Below are 19,123 nucleotides of genomic sequence, written 5' to 3'. Positions count from 1 at the left end.
GTCGCTTTCCGGTGCGGTCGGGAGGAGTTCCCGGGCGCCGGGCCGGCGACAGGTAAGGCGAGATCAAAGTGTAGGGCATGGACGGGTATGCGAGTGGGCCTCCGATGCACCGTCAGATTGGCCGGAAACCAGCCCTATACTGCAGGATTCTGCAGATCTGACGACCTGTCGCCCATCGTCCGGGGAGTGGCTTGATCCGATTTACTCTGATTCGGGCAGGCTCGTGTTCAGAAGTCTCGGGAGTTGATTCCAGCCGCTGAACCGGGCCTTTCAAGTCCGGGTGGAAGCGCGTTCTCTCCTTCGCTATAGGCTCACCGTGCGTTCCATCCGATGGCATTGACGAAGAGTTGAGAGAAGGGGTCCTTCGTGGAGATATCGGTATTTAGGGCGAGAGGGGGGAGGAGGGGGCGACGGGGTGCACCGCTGGGTCGACTGCCGGCCCGGATCCTGCCCCTGACGCTCCTGGCCGGTCTGCTGATGAGTGGCCCCGCGTTCGCGGCCGGAGAGGCCGCCACCCCGGCCCCGCTCGAACTGACGACCGACCGAGGTCGCGTGCTGGACTTCTGGCAGCGCGGCGGGGCGGGTGTGCGGGCGGCGGCTCAGGCCGCGCTGCTGGGCAGCGATTCGGACGTACGCCGCTTCCTGGACACCGAACGCGCCGCCGTCCAGGTCAAGGACGACCAGGTCGCGGTCGGGCAGATCCACGCGCTGGCCGGCCCCGGCGTCCAGGCCGAGGCGGAGCGGGCGCTCCAGGGCAGCGCCCAGGACTTGCAGGTCTTCCTGGCCGGTGGCTACCGCCCGGCACTGGTGAAGGATCAGCAGGTTCAGGTCGCCCAGCTGAAGAACGGCGCCGGCGAGGGAGTGCGCAGAGGCGCGGACGCCGCGCTTCAGGGCAGCGCCGACGACGTGCGGGCGTTCCTGGTCAGTGGTCAGTACCCCGCACGCGAGGCTGACGACCGCGTCCAGCTGGTCCAGGTCTTCAGCAATGGCGGCCCCAACACCCAGGCCGCCGCCCGACTGGCGCTCAACGGCAGCATTGACGACGTCCGTGAGTTCCTGCGGGTGGGCCAGCACGTGGCGCGCGCCCGCGATGCCGAGCGGACGACCGTCGCCCAGCTGGTGCAGCAGGCCAGGGACGCCTCCGCACAGGCCGTGAGCGAGAGCGAGACCGCCAAGGCCGCCGCCGTGCAGGCCGAGAAGGCGTCCCAGCGGGCCAAGGATGCCGCTGCGCGGGCCGCCGCCGAGACCGAGCAGGCCCGCGGCGACTCCGTCAAGGCCGGCATCGCGGCCGATGCCGCGGCCGAGGCGTCCACCCAGGCCGCCACCGCCGCCCAGACCGCGGCCCTGGCGGCCCGTTCGGCCACCAACGCGGCCCGTACCGCTGCCGCCGCTGCCACCCAGGCCGCCTACGCCGCCGCCGGCGCCGCCCAGGCCGCCACCCGGGCCCGTGCCGCGGCCGCCGCGGCTGCCCTGGACCGCAGCAAGGCCGGCGAGGCCACCCAGGCCGCCCTGGACGCCAAGGCCGCCGGGGAGAACGCCCTCTACGCGGCCCGCGCACTGGATGACGCCCTGTTCGCCTCCGACGCGAGCGGCATCGCCATGAAGTCGGCCGTCCGCGCCGGCGCCAACGCCGGCGCGGCCGCGGACTCCGCGGTCAAGGCCGGCGGGTTCGCCGACCAGGCCGGCGCCCAGTCCTCCCAGGTCCGCCAGGCCGCGGCCGCGACCCAGCGCCACGCACAGGAGGCCACGCGCGCGGCCAACGCCGCGACCACGCTGCTCACCGCCGCAGCCGGCTTCGCCGGCCAGGCCAGGACCCTCGCCGCCAGTGCGGCCGGCCACGCCCAGGAAGCCGCCAAGGCCGCCGACGAGGCCGCCCAGCACGCCGGCGACGCTGCCACGGCCGCCCAGAACTCAAAGGTCCACGCCGACCAGGCGAGGATCCTGGCGGGCGAGGCAAGGGACGCTGTCGACAAGGCGACCCAGGTGCGCGACCTTGCCCGGCGCACCGAGGCCGAGGACCTCGCCGCCCGTACCGCCGCCGCCGTGGACCAGGCCGTCGATGCCCGTGCCGCCTACGACGACTCTGCCAAGAAGGCCGGCGAGGCCGTCCAACAGAACCGTCGCTACCAGGACGAGGCCACCCGGTTGGCCCAGGCCGTTCTCAAGCCCGACGCGGACACCGCGCAGGTCGTCACCGACGGGCGCAGACTCGCCCTGCTGTCGGTGCAGATCTCCGGACCCTACGACTCCGCCGCCGCCCGCGCCGCCCTCACCGGCACGGACGCCGCCGTCCTCGACTACGTGCGTACCTCCCGGTCCAAGGCCGTCGAGCTCGACGAGCGCAACCGTGTCGCCGACCTGGCAACCGATTCCGAGATGGCCGCCGTGCGCGCAGCGGCCGCTCAGGCGCTGAAGGCCGACGCCCAGACCGTCCGCACCTTCCTGACCACCGGGCAGTACCAGGCCGCGGCCAAGGACTACCAGGTCGCCACCGCGCAGACCATGAACGACGGCGGCCCCGGCGTGAAGGCCGCGGCCCAGAGCGCCATAGCGGCCGGAACCGTCGACGCCCTGCGCGAGTACCTCGGCTCCGGCCGCTACTACGCCCAGCTCGGTGACGACAAGGTCCGAGCCGCCCAACTGCGCAACGGTGCCGGTCCCGAACTCGACGCCGCCGCCCGCGTCGCTCTTGAGAGCACCCCGCAGATGCTGCGTGCCTTCGTCGAGACCGGGCGGTACATGGCCCAGCGCAAGGACGAGCTCAGCGCCACCCACAGCGCGGACATCGAGCGGCTGATCTCCGAGGCGGAGGCCGTTACCGCCTACGCGCAGCAGAGCGCCGCCGAGGCGGCCGCCGCGGCCGCCACCGCCGCCGGTTCGTCCGACGAGGCCCAGGCTGCCGCCGCCCAGGCCGGTGACGCCGCGGCCCGGGCCGCGGGCTACGCCACCCAGGCCCAGGAGAAGGCGAAGCAGGCCGAGGCCAGCGCGGTGAAGGCCGCCGCCGCCTCCAGGGGCGCCAACACCGCCAAGGAGAGCGCCAACCGGGCCTACGCCGAGTCCCGCTACTCGGTCGAGCGCGCCCGGAACTCCGAAGCCCAGGCACGCGGCTCGGCCCGCGTCGCCTACACGATGGCCGCCGCCGCTCGTGCCTCGGCAGAGGCCGCCGGCAAGGATGCCCGGACGGCGGCCGCGGCCGCTGCCTCCGCCTTCGACACGGCCGCGATCCAGGAGATCAACGAGCGCAAGGCCGAAGCAGTGGCCATGGAGCTCAAGCTCCAGGACCAGGCCGAGTGGGCGAAGCGGGAGGCGGCCAAGCAACTGGCTGTCCAGGAGCAGCTCAAGAAGGCCGCCGAGGAGGAGAGCAAGGGCGGTGGTTCCGGCGGTCGCCGGCCCGAGCCGGTCGGCGGCCCGTTCGACCTCAATCCCTTCCCGTGGTTGCCGCTGCCGCCGCTTCCCGTCCTGGCTCCCCTCGACTGGCTCGTCGGCACCGTCTCCAACGGCGTCACCGAGCTGATCGACCTTTCCGGACGTGCCTCCGAACGTTTCCTGTCGATCCTGAGCGCCGCCAGGTCGCTGGCCGGGACCGTCTTCTTCGACACCGTCCCCGTCCTCGTCATGGACGGCGCGTCCTGCACGATCGGGATCCTGTCCGGCGATGCCAAGGAGAAGATCCCGCCCTGCAACACGGACCCCAGGTCCGTACTCGGCCCTGCCGCGTCCAAGCTGCTCGACCTGACTCACAAGCTCCCCTTCGTCGGGGACAAGGTCACCTCCTTCCTGGAGGACGCCTTCTCCCAGGCGAGGATCTGCCTGGGCACCAACAGCTTCCCGGCCGGCACCGAGGTGTTGATGGCCGATGGCGGCACACGCCCCATCGAGCAGGTGCGCGTCGGGGACCAGGTCCTGGCCACCGACCCGGACAGCGCCGTCACCGGCGCCCGACCCGTCGAGGCCACTGTCCGAACCCCGGACGACCGTGACTTCGTCGACCTCGCCACCAGGGACCGGGCGGGCCGCACCGGCACCGTCACGGCCACTGCCCACCACCCGTTCTGGTCGCCGGGTCGCCACGCCTGGGTCGACGCCGCGGCACTCGCCGTCGGCGACACGCTGCAGGCCTCGGGGGCGGAGCCGGTGGTGGTCACCGCGGCCGCTCACCGCACGGGACTCGCACCCGCCTACAACCTCACCGTCCAGGGCCTGCACACCTACTACGTACTGGCCGGCCCGACGCCGCTGCTCGTCCACAACATCAGTCCCAGGCCGTACTGTGGGCCGCGGGGGTACGTCGAGAGCTACGGCGGCAGTCCCGATGTCCAGGGAATCAAGGCGAATGTCGACCGCTGGGACGACATGGTCGACCTGGTGATCCGGCGGCCGGCGGACAGGAACGACCTGCCCCGGGGGTGGCAGATGTTCGATGACATGATGAAGAAGCTCGGCCCCGACCTCAAGGGCGTGAAGGGCATCTGGTCGACGAGGTCGGACCTGCGAGACAACCTCGATGAGTTCAACAGGCTGCTCGGGGAGGGTGGCAGGTCGGAGGAGGAAGCGGCCTTGCTGACGTGGACCGGCAAGCAGGCGGTGCGCTACGGCTTCACGCACGCGGAGATCAAGTTCCGTGTCGGCTCACCGCCCGACTATACGGAGATCGAGGTGTGGTTCACGTGACCGACGACGCCCTGCGCGCGCACCGCTGGGACCGCATGCAGCGGCTGAGGGCCCACGCCGCGAGATCCGGCTCGACCGTGCGGACCCTGGTCTGGCTGCGCGACGAACTGCGGCGGGAGGGCCTCGACGAGGACGCCATGGCCTTCGCCATGATCGGCATCCTGTGGGAGTCGTTCGAGCTGGAACTCGGCCAGGCCAGAGGCATCGGCGTCTGGACAGGCCTTGACCCGTCCGGCCGTCTGTCGGACCAGGCCATCACGGACCGGCTCGGCCCCCTGACGGCTCGCGTCGAGGAATTCGAGCACATGAGACCACCGCACCGCCCCTGACGACACGCGGGCCCCGCCGGACACGGCGGGGCCCGCGCGCGTGTGGGGCCGACCGCCGTCATCCCGCGGGCCGATCGGGCCATGAATCCGCACCCCGTCGACACCTGGCTGATCGGCACACCACGCGCCCGGACCCCCGGGACCCCCGGCTCACCGGTTGAGCGGGGCCGGGGTGCGCAGCGCGTCGCTCGGCGCGGGAGTGGAGTGGGCGCCGGGGAGCGCCAGGGCGAGCGCGGCGCCGAGCAGGCAGACGCCGACGCCGACGGCGCAGGCGATGTGGAACCCGTTCATGAAGGCGTCCCGCACCGCGGCCCGCAGGTCCGGTCCGGCGCCCGCCGCGGCGGTGTCCGCCGTGCGCAGCGCCGAGGCGACCGACCCCTTGGCGGCGCTGAGCGTCCCGGCCGGGAGGGTGGAGAACGCGGTGGTGGCGAGGTGGGAGGCGTAGAGGGACGTGAAGACGCTGCCGACGACGGCGACGCCGAGGGTGCCGCCGGTCTCGCGGGTCGCGTCGTTGACGGCCGAGCCGACGCCGGCCTTGGCCGGGGGCAGGACACTGAGGATCGACTCGGTGGCCGGTGCGGTCGTCATGCCGAGGCCCAGGCCCATGAGGACCATCTGGCCGACGATCAGGCCGTAGGACTGGAACGCGGGGGAGAGGGCGATCCAGCCGAACGAGGCCGCGAGCATCAGCAGGCCGGCGGTCACGACCGCGCGGGTCCCCGCTCGGGCGGCGAGGGCCACACCGCCGAGTGAGCCGACGGCGATGGTGACGGCGACGGGAAGGATCCGCACGCCGGTGGCGAGGGGGCCGTAGCCGCGGATGAACTGGAAGTACTGCGTCACCAGGAAGATGAAGCCGAAGAGGGCGAAGAAGGCGACGGTGACGGCTGCGCTGGCGGCCGAGAAGGCCGGGGTCCGGAAGAGGGTGACGTCCACCATCGGATGGCGGCGCCCGCGTTCGATCATCACGAAGGCGACGGTGAGAGCGGCGGCGGCGGCGAAGCCGGCGAGCGTGGCGGGCTGGTCCCAGCCCCGTGCCGGGGCCTCGATGATGGTGTAGACCAGGATGCCGATGGCCGCCGAGGCGGTGAGCAGCCCGGGCGGGTCCAGGCGGGCGTTCGACGGGTCGCTGGACTCCGGTACCCACCGCCAGGCGGCGACCAGGGCGAGCAGCGCCACCGGTACGAGCGCGAGGAAGACGGACGGCCAGGCGAAGCGCGCCAGCAGGAGCCCGCCGACCACCGGGCCGACGGCGACGCCGAGGCCGGTGACCGCGCCCCACAGCCCGACCGCCTTGGCGCGTTGGCGGCGGTCCGGGTAGCAGTTGGTGATCACGGACAGGGTGGTGGGGAAGATGACCGCCGCGCAGGCTCCCATGGCGAAGCGGACGGCGATCAGGGCCCCGGAGGATCCGGCGGCGGCTCCCACCGTGCTGGTGATCGCGAAGCCGGCGAGTCCGGTGAGGAGCGCGGGGCGCCGCCCGAACCGGTCGCCGAGCGATCCGGCGGTCAGCACGAGGCTCGCGAAGGCGAGGTTGTAGCCGTCGACGATCCACTGGAGGTCGCGGGTCGTGGCCTGCAACTGACGGCCGAGGTCCGGGAGGGCGACGTTGACGATCGTGGTGTCCAGGTTGATCGCGAAGGCCGCGAGGCAGACGGACGCGAGGGCCAGGGCGGGCCTGGGTGCGGGACGGCGGGGTACGGAGCGGCGGGGCGCGGGACGGCGGGGCATGACGGCCTCCGACCGGGTGGAACGGATGGAACCGGCAGACGCGGTTGATGTGGCCGCTTCGATGTTGACAGCGGGAACATCTGGACATATGCCAGCATTACGCCGCAAAGTGGACGCTGTCAACACCGGAGGGACGGGAACATGGCCATGAGCCGGCCCTACCATCACGGAAACCTGCGGGAGGCACTGGTCACCGGCGGGCTCGACCTCGCCCGGACCGGCGGGCCGGGCGCCGTCGTCCTGCGCGCGGTCAGCAGACGGGCGGGCGTCTCGCACAACGCCGCCTACCGGCACTTCGCCGGCCACGAGGACCTTGTGGCCGCGGTGGCCGAGCGTTGCATGGACCGGCTGGGGCAGCTGATGATCAGCCGGTCCGCGGCCGTCGACCTCCCCGACGAGGTGGCGGCGGCCCTGGCGAGGCTGGAGGCGATCGGGCGGGCGTACGTCGACTTCGCCCTCACCGAGCCGGGCTGGTTCCGCACGGCGTTCTGCGGCAGCGCCCCCGCGCCGGGCGCGCACGCCGCCGGGAAGGGGCAGGACGGCGCGCAGGCCGTCGGCGACCGCCCCCGCGCGGATCCGTACGCCATCCTGTCCGCCCACCTCGACGAGCTGGTCCGGGTCGGCGCCTTCCCCGCCGACCACCGCCCCGGCGCCGAGTACGCGGCGTGGTCCGCCGTGCACGGCCTGTCGGACCTGCTGGTGGAGGGCCCGCTTCGTGGCCTGCCGGACGCGGAGCTGCGCGTCGCGATCGACGCGGTGCTGTCGACCGTCGCCCGGGGCTTGTGACGGGGGTCCTCGCGGGCGGGGCCCTCGCGCCCGGCTCCGCGTGCTCGGGCTCCTCGTGCTCGGGCTCCCCGCGCCCGGCTCCTCGGCGAGGGCGGGCAGGTGCGGCCCTGCCGTCGCGCCACTGGCCGACCGGAGGGGGCGGATCACCGGCTGCGCCTCGGACCCCTCCGCCGAACCTCGGACGGTCCAGCGGCACCGCGCTGCCCGGAGCGTGCTGTCAGCCGACCTCGGAGAGGAAGCCCTCCACCGTCGCCGTGAAGGCCTCCGGGTCGTCGAGCCACGGGTAGTGGCCGCCGCCCGGTTGGACGGCGAGCGTCACCTCGGGGAAGAGCGACGCGGCATCGGCGGCGGACCTGGCGGTGGGCCACAGGTCCACCTCGCCCGCGAGGAGCAGCACCGGGCAGGGCAGCGCGCCCAGGCGGCGCCGGAGCTCCTCGGTGTCGGGCGTGTAGTCCTTGTAGTAGTGCTCGCTGACGGCGAGCGTGCGCTGGGCGGGGTCGGCGGCGGCGTGGGCGCGGGCGGCGTCGTCCCAGCGGCCGTACATCAGCGGTTCGAAGGCGTATCGGTACGGCGCGGCCTCGGCGAAGGTCTTCGCGGTCGTCATGTGCCGGTGCGCCGCCGCGGCCTCCGCGTGCCAGGGCTCGGCCGCGCGGGCGGCGATCACCTCCTCCACACCGGTGTCGGAGGGCAGTCCGGTGGCGGCGAACGACGGGGTGACCAGGGTCAGGCTGGTGAGCCGGTCGGGGTGGGCGGCGGCGTAGAGCATGGCCAGGCTGCCGCCGGCGGAGTGGCCGAGCAGGTCCACGCGGTCCAGGCCGAGGTGGTGGCGCAGCGCCTCGACATCGGCGACCAGGCGGTCGACCCGGCAGGTGGCCAGGTCGGCGGGCATCGCCGAGCCGCCGGTGCCGCGCGTGTCGGGCAGGACGAGGGTGCGGTGGGCGGACAGTGCGCCGAGGTCGCCGAGGTACTCGGCCGCGCGGCCGGGACCGCCGGGGAGGCAGAGCAGCGGCGGGCCGGCGCCGAGCGTGCGGAAGGCGAGCGTGGTTCCGTCGGACGCGGTGAGGAATTCCATGGTGGACAGCCTGGGGGGTGGTGGTCGGGCCCGGCTATCGTTCAGTCACGGCTAAACGATCAGAGGGCGGGGCGGACGTGGCGGTGGAGATCCGGCTCTCGGTGGCCGAGGTGGCGCGGGTGCGGCTCGCGGTGTCGCCGCTCGCGGAGACGGTGCTCGGCGTGCGGGCGGCGCTCGGTGTCGGCGGCCACGAGGTGTACCGGTCGTGGGTGCGTGAGGCGCGGCCGGTGCTGGCGGGGGAGCCGGAGTCGCCGTTGCTGCGGGCACTGCTCGAAGGCTGCCTGCCGTCGTTCCTGTTTCCGGTGCCGGAGGAGCGACTGCCGTCGTTCGATGGCGAGTTGGCGGGTCTACGGGCGGTGGACCCGGCGTTCGTCGTGGCGGAGTGCGCCGCCGCGCTGGGTGCCCGGGCGGCCGGGAGGCTGCCGGAGCCGGCGGTCCTGCTGGAACGGGTCGCCGGCGCGCTGACGCGCTGCCACGCCCGGCTGGTGGCCCCGCTCTGGGGGCGGATGCTGGCCGTGCTGGAGGCGGACCTGAGCCGTCGGGCGGTGGCGCTGGTGGACGGCGGGGTGGAGGGGCTCTTCGCCCAGTTGCACGGTGATGTGGTGTGGCGGGAGGGCGAGTTGGTGGTGCACGGGCGCCGCGGCTCGGGTGTGGTGTGGACCGTCGAGGCGGGCGGCCACGGGCTGGTGCTGATGCCGTCCGTCTTCGGCCGGCCGGACGTGATCGTCGACTACTCCCCGCGCGCCGCCGCCTCGATCCGCTACCCGGCGTCCGGTGTCGGGCTGCTCTGGGAACAGCCCCGACCGACGCCCGCCGGCCTCACCGCCGTCCTCGGCCGCACTCGTGCCGCCCTCCTCACGGAGCTCGGCGAACCGCTGAGCACCCCCGACCTCGCCGCCCGCTTGGGTGTCACCGCCAGTGCCGTCTCGCAGCACCTCGGCGCTCTGCGCGGCGCCGGGCTGGTGACGACCCGCCGTACGGGCCGTACCGCCGTACACCTGCGCACCCGGACAGGCACGGCACTCACGGGCGAACCCTCGGACTGACCCGGGCCGGGCAGCGGTCCCGCCGGTACCGTGCTGCGCACCCCCGCGGTCGGACGGCGGGGGAGATCTCCGGTGTCGCCATCGGGACCGTGCGGACCTCGGTCCGCTGTTGTCGCGAATCAGCCTGTCCACCGGGGCCGGTGCCGTCTCGGCCCCGGCGCCTGGGACTCCGTCCGACAGGAACGCCACCGCCGCGAGGTCGTCCTCGTCCGACCGTAGGCCGTCGCCGCCCGGCCGAGCCGCGACGCCTGCCCCGGGCAGGCGCCCGTACCTCGCCCCGGCCTCGTTCCGGCTCCGCTGTGTCCGGACCCTTTCAAGAGCCTGACGAGTCCTCGGTCAGCATCTCGCCCTGCGTTTGGTTCTCGCTTGCACGCGTGCGCGGAGCAGGGCTTGGTAATGGGCCGACTTCTCGCCACCAAGATCGAAGAAGTCGCGGATGTCGGCCACCGCCTCGGCGTCGGCCCTGCTGCCGGTCAACCCGATCTGTACGAGCGTTCAGAAGCCCTCCTCGGCCCTGGCCCGACATGCGTCGCCCAACGGCCACCTCCCGAGGCCCTCGGTGCAGTCGGATCCGGCGGCCACGCGGACGAGCGTGTCCTCACCGGCACACTGACATCCCAATCGCGGCCCGCAGACGCGTCGTCCACCCACTCAGGACCCAATGATCCCTATGCCTTCGACGGTATGGCCCGGCGTGCCCGGGAGGGGTGTACCGGCCCTGCACCGGTGCCGCCACGACCACCGCCCGGCCGGACACGCCCTCCCCGCCGGCGCAAGGACGTCCGGCACCCCGAGGTCCGGCACAACGCCCACCACGGGGCGAACAGCGGGACGAAGATCCGCATCACCCTCGACGGCACGCCCGTCCAGGCGGTGCCGGACGGTAGCCCCGCCGCCCGCGACCTGGCCTTCCTGCGGCGCCGCCTACGACGTCGCGCGTGTGGCCAGCGCGGTTCGTGCCAGCCCGCGCAGCCAGGCGTGGGCGGGGTCGGTGTCGTAGCGCTGATGCCACGACAGGTAGACGGGTGCCGAAGGTAGTTCGAGTGGGAGGGGGAGCACGACCAGGCCGAGGTCGGCGACGGCGGGCCGCGTGGTGGCTTCGGGGACGCTGATCAGCAGATCGGAGTCGCGCGCGAACTCCAGCGCGGCCGCTTCCGTGGGCGCGGTCGCCACCACGCGGCGGGTGAGGCCGATCCGCGTGAGGGCGTCGTCGAGGACGTTGCCGAGGTTTCCGCGTCGCGAGACGGTGACGTGCTCGGCGGCGGCGTAGTGCTGTGCGGTGACGACGCCGGCACGGGTGAGGGGGTGCCCCTGGCGCACGACGACGACGAGGCGGGTCTCGCCCACCTTCTCGGCCCGGATGTCCGGTGCGCCCGGGTGGTTGGCGTTCGCCTCCAGGTCGACCTCGCCGCGCCGTAGTCCGGGCGTGTCGGCGTTCGACTCCGCGACGAAGCGCAGTCGTACGCCCGGGGCCTGCCCCCGCAGGGCCTTGAGGAGCGCGGGGCCGCTCAGGGCGACCAGGCTGTCGTGCCAGCGGAGCGTGAACGTGCGCTCCAGCGTGGCCAGGTCGAGCGCACGGCTCGGTGCCAGTACTCCCTGGACCTGGTGCAGCAGCTCGTGCACCTGTTCCCGCACGGCGATCGCGTACGGCGTCGGGGTCATCGTGCGGCCGGTGCGCACCAGGATCTGGTCCCCGGTCGTGCGTCGGATCCGGCCCAGGCTCCGGCTCATCGCCGGGGCGGTGACATGCAGGCGGGCGGCCGCCCCGGCCACACTTCCCTCCTCCAGCAGCGCGTCGAGGGCGGCGAGCAGGTTCAAGTCCAGTTGCATGGGAGTCATCTTAGCCGTGCTTGACATGCACTTGAAGGTAATGCCAGGGCTGGATACCGTCGTTACCAGAGCGCAGGACGCACCGCACAGCGCGGCCCGACGCCTCATCACACCCTCCACATCCGGGAGTACCGCCATGTCCGAAACGCTTCAGACCACCGACGCCGCCTTCCCCGCCACCGACCTCCCCGCCACCGACCTCCCCGCCACCGACCTCCCCGCCACCGACCTCCCCGACGCCACCCTGCTCGACCGGACCGCGGACGCCGTGCGCGCGGCCGGCGCCGCGCTGCGCGAGCGCTTCGGCGAGGTGGTCCGCTACCGCAGCCGCGAGGAGCTGATGAGCGCGCTGGCCGCCAACGACGACACGGCCCTCGACATCCTGCGCCCCCGCCTCACCCGCCTGCGCCCGGGCGCAGGCTGGGTGGAGGACGAGCTGGACGGCGGGGCGCTGCCGGCCGGCGAGTGGTGGGTCGTGGATCCGGCCGAGGGCAACGTCAACCACCTGCACGCCCTGCCGGAGTGGGCGGTCACCGCCACCCTCGTGCGGGACAACCAGCCGGTGCTCACCGTGGTCCACCTGCCGCTGACCGGCGAGACCTACACCGCGCTCACCGGCGCGGGCGCCCACCTCGACGGCCGGCCGCTGCACGTCTCCTCCACCGCCGACCTCGGCCTGGGCATCGTGGCCACCAGCCAGGCCCGGCCGGACGAGGACGAGGAGGTCGTGCGGCGCGTCGGCTCCTCGATCACCGCGATGCTCTTCGACGCGCTCGTGGTCCGCACCGCCGTGCCCGCGACCCTGCATCTGGCGAACGTGGCCGCCGGCCGGATGGACGCGTTCTGGCAGTTCGCCGGCGCCCGCGCGGACCTGCTGCCCGGGGCGCTGCTCGTCACCGAGGCCGGCGGGCGGATCTCCGACGCCCAGGGCCGCCCCTGGACCCCGGGGAGCGAGAGCTTCCTGGCCGCGGCGCCCGGTGTCCACGCCCAGGCCGTCACCACGCTCTCACGCTGACCGCGCACCACAACCCGAACAGACGAAAGGACCTGATCACCATGACCACGATCGCAGTTCTCGGTAACGGCCGTGTCGGCGGCAACCTGGCCGCGGCCCTCGCCCGGGCAGGGCACGAGGTGACCGCGGTGGACCGCACGCCGGGTGCCGGCGCCGCCGCCGCCCGGACCGCCCGGATCGTCATCAACGCCACCCCCGGTGCCGGTTCGCTCGAACGGCTCGCCGCCCTGCGGGAGGAACTGCGCGGCAAGATCCTCGTCGATGTCTCCAACGCCACCGTCGACGGACCGGACGGACTGCCCGCCGACCTGATCTACCCCGGTTCGAGCCTCGCCGAGCAACTCCAGGACGCGCTCCCGCAGACGCACGTCGTCAAGACGCTCAACACCATGCTCTTCCCGGTGATGACCGCGCCGGCCACCCTGACCCGGGCGCCCGACGCCTTCCTCTCCGGCGAGGACCCGCAGGCCAAGCGGAGCGTCCGTGATCTGCTCGTCGACCTCGGCTGGCGCGAGGAGTGGATCACCGATCTCGGCGGGATCCGGACCGCCCGCGCCACGGAGGCCGCGATACTGTTCGTGCCGCACGTGATCCGGTCCAGCGGATTCGCGCCCTTCGCGATCTCGATCACCCGCTGATCCGCACGGCTCGCCCCCGGCGACGGTGCACGGGGTGAACCTCGCCGCGCGGAGGCCGTCCACTCGTCCTCCTGCGTGGGCTCGGTCGAGCATCCACGGCGTTCACCTTCGAGGTGGAGTCCTCGACGCGCCGGTTCCTCCTCGACCGGCGGGCGGGGTCACCGCGCTTGACTCCGCAGGCTTCCGACCGGGGGCTGAGCGCGGATCTCGTCGGTCTCGAACGACACGCGCTTGTCCTGGCCGGTGAGCACAACGGTTCCTCCGCCGAGGCCGGCGACAGTCGTCGGCCGGCCGGACCAGGCGTCCACTCGGAAGTTCTTCACGCCGACGCAGAGCAGGACGAACTCGACCGCGTTGTGCCCGCGAGTCTGCCACAGGTCGGCGGCACCGACCGGGACGGCGGAGGCGGAGAACCGCAAGGTGACCGACGCTTCGCGCTCGTCGATGTGGACGGAGTCGAGGTGGTAGTCCACCAGGGGTGGTGGAGGTGTGCCGAGGACTTCGCGGATCGCCCCGGGGTTGGCCACCTCGGCCGACCAGTCACGTTCGCTCATAGAACACCTTCGCAGTCGTGGGAGGCAGCGCCCCCTGGTACAGGCGCTGGTCCAGGGGACTCCCGAACCATCGCCGAGCCGTGTAGGGGTCCGCGTCGCCGGAGCGATGGGCGTTGAGATGGCCCACTTTGAAAGCGTGCGCGGTGAAGCCCAGCGAGAACTCCGGACCGCTCACCGCGATCCTGGTCCGGCGTTCCGGGGTCTGGAGGCGGGGACCGACCTCGATGTCGACCACGGTGCTGTCGGGCACACCCCGCATCCGAAGGTCCTCGCCCACCGCGAAGAACTCGATCTGGGCCTCGAACCGGTCACACCCCGCTTCGGTCCAGTCCGGTGGGGCGAGGTCGGGGAAGCGGGGGAACTCGACCCGCAACGTCACAGCAGGGCCGTACGGACTGAGGTGCACCGACCTGAGAACCAGGCGCTCCAGAGCCGGCACCTCGGTGTAGAGCGCGGTGAACCGCTCGGAGTGGACCAAGAACTGCGGCCATGTGCCGGTTGACATGGGTGGGTCCCTTCGCTCCGGGCGCTTCGTGCCCGGCGAGACCGGCGACTCCTCGCCCCGGGCGGCCGGTCGGAGATCACCGCAGTGCACTCGAACTGGGAGGATACCGCCCGTCCGCCCGTCCGCCCGTCCGCCCGTCCGCCCGCCCGCCCGCCCGTCCGCCCGTCCGGTCCGGTCCGGTCCGGTCCGGTCCGGTCCGTGACGCCGGCGATCAGGGCCTGGGTGATCATCTCGGCGACCAGGGCGACCCTTGGTGGCGGACCCCGTGTGGTCCGGGAGGTCTGCGACCCGGGCCCGGTCGGGGTCCTGAGTCCAGGAGCGGCGGGATGTAGCGGTACCGGTCGATGGCTGTCCGCCCACGGGCCCGGGTCAAGATCTACAGCTGGTACTAGGTTCACCATGAGATCGGGTGCAGGTTTCATGGCACCGTCCTCCCGCGGTGCCCTAGCGTCGTGCCATGACGATTCCAGCTGGACTGAGACGCACGGTCCTCCGGGCGCGGCGGGACACCGGCTTTCTCACCGCTGGTGTGCTGCCGCACCTGGCGCTGGTGCCCGTGTGGGCCTGGGCGGCGGCGACTACCGCCAGGACGGGGAACTGGCTCCTCACGGTTTCCGTGTCGGCCGCCCTGGTCCTGCTCGGCGCCCCGGTGCTGACGGCTGTTCAGCGGGCTCGTTACCGGGTGCTCATCGGTGTGGACGTCCCCCGGCTCACTCCCACCGCGCCGCAACGATGGACGTGGGCCTCGGCCGCCCGGTGGCTCGCGGCGGCGCGGCCTTGGCGCACGATCGGCTACCACCTCCTGCTGGGCCCGCTGCTCGCGCTGCTGGAGCTACTGGTGCTCGCGGTGGTGGCGGCGGGCCTGGTGGGCGTCCTCGCCTACGCCTGGTCATGGGCGTTGCCGACCGGAATCCGCCAGGACTGGTTCGGCTGCCTGACCCAGCTGCCGGCCTGCACGGCGGCTGGACTGCTCCTCCTGTGTGCCCTGCCCTGGACCGCGCGGGCAGTAGCCCGGGCCGAGGCGCGGCTGGCGTCGGGACTGCTCGGGCCCAGCCGGGCGCAGCGGCTCCAGGAGCGGGTCGACCAGCTGGCCGTGAGCCGGACCGACTTGATCGAGGCCGTCGACGCGGAGCGCCGCCGGATCGAGCGCGACCTGCACGACGGCACCCAGCAGCGGTTGGTGTCTCTCGCGGTCAACCTGGGTCTGGCCATCGCCACCCGCCCGGACCTGCCGAGTGATGCCCGTGAGGTGATCGCGGGAGCGCACCTGGAGGCGAAGGAGGCGATCACCGAACTCAATGACCTGGTGCGGGGGCTGCACCCGGCCGTGCTCGAAGACCGGGGTCTGGACGCGGCGTTGTCCGGGCTGGCTGCCCGCACGCCCCTGCCGGTGCGGCTGCGGGTCGACCTGGAGGAGCGGGTGGCGCCCAACGTGGAGTCAGTAGCGTACTTCGTGATCTCTGAGGCGCTGACCAATGCGACGAAGCACGCCAACGCGATGCGCGCGGACGTGATGGTCCGTCAGATCGGTGAGGTGCTGCGAGTGCGCGTGACCGACGACGGGTTGGGCGGTGCCGACGCCGCCGCCGGCACGGGGCTGACCGGGCTGGCCAAGCGGGTCGGCTCCCTCGACGGGGCCTTCCACGTCAGCAGCCCCGTTGGCGGGCCCACCACCATCACCGCGGAGTTGCCGTGCGCGCGGTGATCGCCGAGGACTCGGTGCTGTTGCGGGTCGGCCTGATCAAGGTGCTGGAGATGGGCGGGTTCCAGGTCGTCGCGGAAGTCGGCGACGCGGAGGGGTTGTTGGCGGCAGTGGCGGAGCACCGGCCCGAACTTGCCTTGATCGACGTCCGGATGCCGCCCGGCTTCACCGACGAGGGGGTGCGGGCGGCGATGGAGATCCGTCGGCGCTGGCCGGGGACGCCGGTGGTGCTGCTCTCGCAGTACGTGGAGGAGCGGTACGCGGCTGACCTGCTGTCCGCGAACACCAGCGGTGTGGGCTACCTGCTCAAGCAGCGGGTCGCCGATGTCGCCGACTTCGTGGCGGCGGTGCGGCGAGTGGCGGACGGGGGCACGGCCCTGGACCCGCAGGTCGTCGCCCAGTTGTTGCTGCTGCGGCGCGACAGCGACCCGCTCGCGCGGCTGACCCGCCGCGAACGGGAGGTGCTCGGCCTGATGGCCGAGGGGCGCTCCAACGCCGGCATCGCGCAGGCACTGGTGGTCAGCGAGAGCGCCGTGGCGAAGCACATCAACAACATCTTCGCCAAACTTGACCTGCCCGTGGTCGACGCGGACCACCGCCGCGTCCTGGCCGTGCTGCGGTTCCTCCGGGACACCGAGGCATCCGGCACCCTGGCCGCCGAGCCCCGGCGCCGGATGTCGCGCTGGTGATCGGAACCGCCGGTGGCGGCCGGGCGTGGCCACTGCTCGCGCAGGTAGGCCGTCACCGCGAGCACGCGGCGGTGGTCGGCGGGGGTGCCGGGGAGTTCGAGCTTGCCGAAGACGGCCGTGACGTGTTTGCCGGCGCCGTGTCCGCGATCGCGGCGGTCCGCGACGGCGGTTCGACCTGGCACGGCGCCGACGGCCCGTCCGAACTGGACGGTACCCGGCCCGGGCGCGAGGACGGCCGCTTCCGGGCGGGGAGCGTCACCAAGACGTTCACCGCCACCACCGTCCTCCCGGACCTCCCGGACCTCCCGGACCTCCCGGACCTCCCGGACCTCCCGGACCTCCCGGGACGGAGCGGGTGGCGGCGATGGAGGATGCATGGACCAGCCCGGCACAACGGGTCTGCCGGGCACTGTAGTTGGCCGAATCGCCGAGGGTCGCCCCGGCGGGTGAAACCTGGATCTCACATTCACGGCGCCCCCGCCGTCTTCCTGCTGAGAGAACCGGTGAAGACGGTCGGCCACGACGGAGGCCGACGGCCGGGCCGCGACCGCCGGAACCGAGGCGAGCAGCCGGCCCCGGGAGCGCACGCACCATCAAGGTCTACGACAGGGCGAGAATGAGAGAACCGTTCGAGAAAGTGGTCGAACAGCACGGCGCGACCGTGCTGCGGGTCTGTCGGGCGCTGCTGGGAGCGCACGACGCCGACGACGCCTGGTCGGAGACGTTCCTGGCGGCGATGCGGGCCTGGCCGGGGCTGCCGGAGACGGCGAACGTCGAGGCCTGGCTGGTCACGATCGCCCGGCGCAAGGCGATCGACGTGCTGCGCGCCGCCGGGCGGCAGCCGCTGCCCGCCGAGGAGCTACCGGAGACGCCGAGCTCGTTCGGCGTGCCGGACGCCGACGACCAGGAGCTGTGGGAAACGGTGGGGCGCCTTCCGGACAAGCAGCGCCAGGCCCTCACCTTCCGCTACCTGGCCGGGATGCCGTACGACGAGATCGCGGCGCTGCTGGGCGGCACCACCGCCGCGGCGCGCCGTGCGGCGGCGGACGGTCTGAAGAGTCTTCGAAAACACTATCCGGGCGCGACCGCGAGAGGAGCATCCGCATGAGCGGCACCCGATCCCACGATGACGTCCTGGGCATGCTGTCGGCTTCCGTCGACTCCGAGACCCTGGCCCGGCTGCACCGCCGCCTGGAGGACAAGGCCCAGGCCGCCGCCCTGGTCGACATCGCCTACACCGTCGTCGACTCCCCGGTCGGCCGACTGCTGCTGGCCGCCACCGAACGCGGCCTGGTCCGCGTCGCCTACGCCGTCGAGGACCACGACCGGGTCCTGCAGACCCTGGCCGACAAGGTCAGCCCGCGCATCCTGCGCGCCCCCGGCCGGCTCGACACCGCCGCCCGGGAGATCGACGAGTACTTCGACCACCGGCGGCGCACCTTCGACCTGCCACTGGACCTGTCCCTGTCCAAGGGGTTCCGCCAGCTGGTCCAGCGACACCTGCCCGAGATCGGCTACGGCCGGACCCGCAGCTACCGCCAGGTCGCCGAACTGGTCGGCAGCCCCAAGGCCGTGCGGGCGGTCGGTACCGCCTGCGCGACCAACCCCCTGCCGGTGGTCGTCCCCTGTCACCGGGTGCTGCGCACCGACGGCACCCTCGGTGGCTACATCGGCGGCCTGGAAGCCAAGACCGCACTGCTGGATCTGGAGGCCGCCGCATGAGCCCCACCACGAAGCCGACGGCTCCCGGTGCCCGCACCACCGGAACCGGGCCGTGGGCCGGGCGCGTCGCGGCCGCCGACTGGTCCGCGGTCGCCACCGAACTCGACGCATACGGCGGCGCGCTGCTGCCGCAGCTGCTCGCCCCCGACGAGGCCGCCCGGATCCGCGAGCTGTACGAGCGGCCGGAGCTGTTCCGCTCCACCGTCGACATGGCCCGCCACCGGTTCGGCTGCGGCGAGTACAAGTACTTCCACGCCCCCTACCCCGAACCCGTCGAACAGCTCAAACGGGCCCTCTACCCGCACCTGCTGCCCATCGCCCGCACCTGGTGGCAGCGCCTCGGCCGTACCGCGCCGTGGCCCGACACCCTGGAGGAGTGGCTGGGGATGTGTCACGCGGCCGGGCAGACCAAGTCCACCGCGATCCTGTTGCGTTACGCGGCCGGGGACTGGAACGCGTTGCACCGCGACCTGTACGGCGACCTCGTCTTCCCGCTGCAGGTCGTCATCAACCTGGACCGGCCCGGTACCGACCACACCGGCGGCGAGTTCCTGCTGGTCGAACAGCGCCCCCGGGCCCAGTCCCGCGCCAGTGCCACGCTGCTCCCGCGGGGGCACGGCTACGTGTTCACCACCCGTGACCGCCCCGTGCGCTCGGCCCGCGGCTGGTCCGCCGCCCCGGTCCGGCACGGCGTCTCTCCCGTTCGGACCGGCCGGCGGCACACCCTCGCCCTGGTCTTCCACGACGCCGCGTGACAGACCGGCCCGACCGGCCCCGCCGGCCCCGGCCCGCGGCCCGGGGCCCGCACGGGCGAACGGGGGACGGCCGCCCCC

17 protein-coding genes are annotated in these 19,123 nt (G+C 73.2%); 12 read left to right on the top strand and 5 right to left on the bottom strand.

What is annotated here, in order from left to right:
• Nucleotides 1–477: 477 nt before the first annotated feature.
• Together ACFXHB_RS03840 and ACFXHB_RS03835 are read left to right on the top strand one after the other, a co-directional pair.
• Nucleotides 478–4,671 (top strand): polymorphic toxin-type HINT domain-containing protein, encoded by a 4,194-nt coding sequence (locus tag ACFXHB_RS03840; protein WP_380571844.1) that lies wholly within the window; start codon nt 478–480, stop codon nt 4,669–4,671.
• Nucleotides 4,668–5,000, top strand: a complete 333-nt coding sequence (locus ACFXHB_RS03835) for a hypothetical protein (protein ID WP_380571842.1) — start codon at nt 4,668–4,670, stop codon at nt 4,998–5,000. The genes ACFXHB_RS03840 and ACFXHB_RS03835 overlap by 4 nt, the downstream gene beginning before the upstream one ends.
• A gap of 150 nt (nt 5,001–5,150) precedes the next feature.
• On the opposite strand, the gene ACFXHB_RS03830 is transcribed toward ACFXHB_RS03835, so the two are convergent.
• The gene (locus ACFXHB_RS03830) at nt 5,151–6,731 is read right to left on the bottom strand and encodes an MFS transporter (RefSeq protein ID WP_380571840.1); all 1,581 of its coding nucleotides are present in this window, start codon (nt 6,729–6,731) and stop codon (nt 5,151–5,153) included.
• Between the two features lie 147 nt (nt 6,732–6,878).
• On the opposite strand from ACFXHB_RS03830, the gene ACFXHB_RS03825 reads away from it, so the two are divergent.
• Nucleotides 6,879–7,517, top strand: coding sequence for a TetR/AcrR family transcriptional regulator (locus tag ACFXHB_RS03825; RefSeq protein ID WP_380571838.1), 639 nt, complete (start codon nt 6,879–6,881; stop codon nt 7,515–7,517).
• A 217-nt stretch (nt 7,518–7,734) separates the two neighbouring features.
• On the opposite strand, the gene ACFXHB_RS03820 is transcribed toward ACFXHB_RS03825, so the two are convergent.
• A complete protein-coding gene (locus ACFXHB_RS03820; protein WP_380571836.1) occupies nt 7,735–8,589 on the bottom strand; it encodes an alpha/beta fold hydrolase in 855 nt (284 codons plus the stop codon).
• A gap of 77 nt (nt 8,590–8,666) precedes the next feature.
• On the opposite strand from ACFXHB_RS03820, the gene ACFXHB_RS03815 reads away from it, so the two are divergent.
• The gene (locus ACFXHB_RS03815) at nt 8,667–9,635 is read left to right on the top strand and encodes an ArsR/SmtB family transcription factor (RefSeq protein ID WP_380571833.1); all 969 of its coding nucleotides are present in this window, start codon (nt 8,667–8,669) and stop codon (nt 9,633–9,635) included.
• Nucleotides 9,636–10,559: 924 nt separating this feature from the next.
• On the opposite strand, the gene ACFXHB_RS03810 is transcribed toward ACFXHB_RS03815, so the two are convergent.
• On the bottom strand, nt 10,560–11,465 hold the full coding sequence (locus ACFXHB_RS03810) for a LysR family transcriptional regulator (protein ID WP_380571831.1): 906 nt from the start codon (nt 11,463–11,465) through the stop codon (nt 10,560–10,562).
• 136 nt (nt 11,466–11,601) lie between these two features.
• Between ACFXHB_RS03810 and ACFXHB_RS03805 the strand changes: the two genes are divergently transcribed.
• A complete protein-coding gene (locus tag ACFXHB_RS03805; RefSeq protein ID WP_380571829.1) occupies nt 11,602–12,480 on the top strand; it encodes a 3'(2'),5'-bisphosphate nucleotidase CysQ in 879 nt (292 codons plus the stop codon).
• Nucleotides 12,481–12,521: 41 nt separating this feature from the next.
• Complete coding sequence (locus ACFXHB_RS03800; RefSeq protein ID WP_380571827.1) at nt 12,522–13,118, top strand: NADPH-dependent F420 reductase; 597 nt, start codon at nt 12,522–12,524, stop codon at nt 13,116–13,118.
• A 158-nt stretch (nt 13,119–13,276) separates the two neighbouring features.
• Here ACFXHB_RS03800 and ACFXHB_RS03795 read toward each other — a convergent pair whose 3' ends face one another.
• Both ACFXHB_RS03795 and ACFXHB_RS03790 read right to left on the bottom strand, forming a co-directional pair.
• Nucleotides 13,277–13,672 carry an Imm50 family immunity protein gene (locus ACFXHB_RS03795; protein WP_380571825.1) on the bottom strand — a complete coding sequence of 132 codons (396 nt, stop codon included), beginning with the start codon at nt 13,670–13,672 and terminating at the stop codon, nt 13,277–13,279.
• Nucleotides 13,659–14,177 (bottom strand): Imm50 family immunity protein, encoded by a 519-nt coding sequence (locus ACFXHB_RS03790; RefSeq protein WP_380571823.1) that lies wholly within the window; start codon nt 14,175–14,177, stop codon nt 13,659–13,661. Before ACFXHB_RS03790 ends, ACFXHB_RS03795 begins: the two co-directional genes overlap by 14 nt.
• A gap of 457 nt (nt 14,178–14,634) precedes the next feature.
• Between ACFXHB_RS03790 and ACFXHB_RS03785 the strand changes: the two genes are divergently transcribed.
• Genes ACFXHB_RS03785 through ACFXHB_RS03760 form a run of 6 tightly spaced genes read left to right on the top strand, consistent with a single transcriptional unit; the run spans nt 14,635 to nt 19,045 of the window.
• On the top strand, nt 14,635–15,882 hold the full coding sequence (locus tag ACFXHB_RS03785; protein WP_380571821.1) for a sensor histidine kinase: 1,248 nt from the start codon (nt 14,635–14,637) through the stop codon (nt 15,880–15,882).
• A complete protein-coding gene (locus ACFXHB_RS03780) occupies nt 15,870–16,568 on the top strand; it encodes a response regulator (RefSeq protein ID WP_380571819.1) in 699 nt (232 codons plus the stop codon). Before ACFXHB_RS03785 ends, ACFXHB_RS03780 begins: the two co-directional genes overlap by 13 nt.
• Nucleotides 16,565–17,188 (top strand): serine hydrolase, encoded by a 624-nt coding sequence (locus ACFXHB_RS03775; protein WP_380571817.1) that lies wholly within the window; start codon nt 16,565–16,567, stop codon nt 17,186–17,188. Before ACFXHB_RS03780 ends, ACFXHB_RS03775 begins: the two co-directional genes overlap by 4 nt.
• Nucleotides 17,185–17,676, top strand: a complete 492-nt coding sequence (locus tag ACFXHB_RS03770) for an RNA polymerase sigma factor (protein ID WP_380571815.1) — start codon at nt 17,185–17,187, stop codon at nt 17,674–17,676. The genes ACFXHB_RS03775 and ACFXHB_RS03770 overlap by 4 nt, the downstream gene beginning before the upstream one ends.
• Complete coding sequence (locus tag ACFXHB_RS03765; protein WP_380571813.1) at nt 17,673–18,290, top strand: methylated-DNA--[protein]-cysteine S-methyltransferase; 618 nt, start codon at nt 17,673–17,675, stop codon at nt 18,288–18,290. Before ACFXHB_RS03770 ends, ACFXHB_RS03765 begins: the two co-directional genes overlap by 4 nt.
• Entirely contained in the window at nt 18,287–19,045 is a 759-nt protein-coding gene (locus ACFXHB_RS03760; protein ID WP_380571811.1) for a 2OG-Fe(II) oxygenase, read from the top strand. Before ACFXHB_RS03765 ends, ACFXHB_RS03760 begins: the two co-directional genes overlap by 4 nt.
• Nucleotides 19,046–19,123: the final 78 nt, after the last annotated feature.

This window comes from Kitasatospora sp. NPDC059327, assembly GCF_042752535.1.
Classification (GTDB): Bacteria; Actinomycetota; Actinomycetes; order Streptomycetales; family Streptomycetaceae; genus Kitasatospora.
The sequence above is the reverse complement of the archived record's forward strand: the minus strand, read 5'-3'. Positions and strand labels throughout refer to the sequence as shown.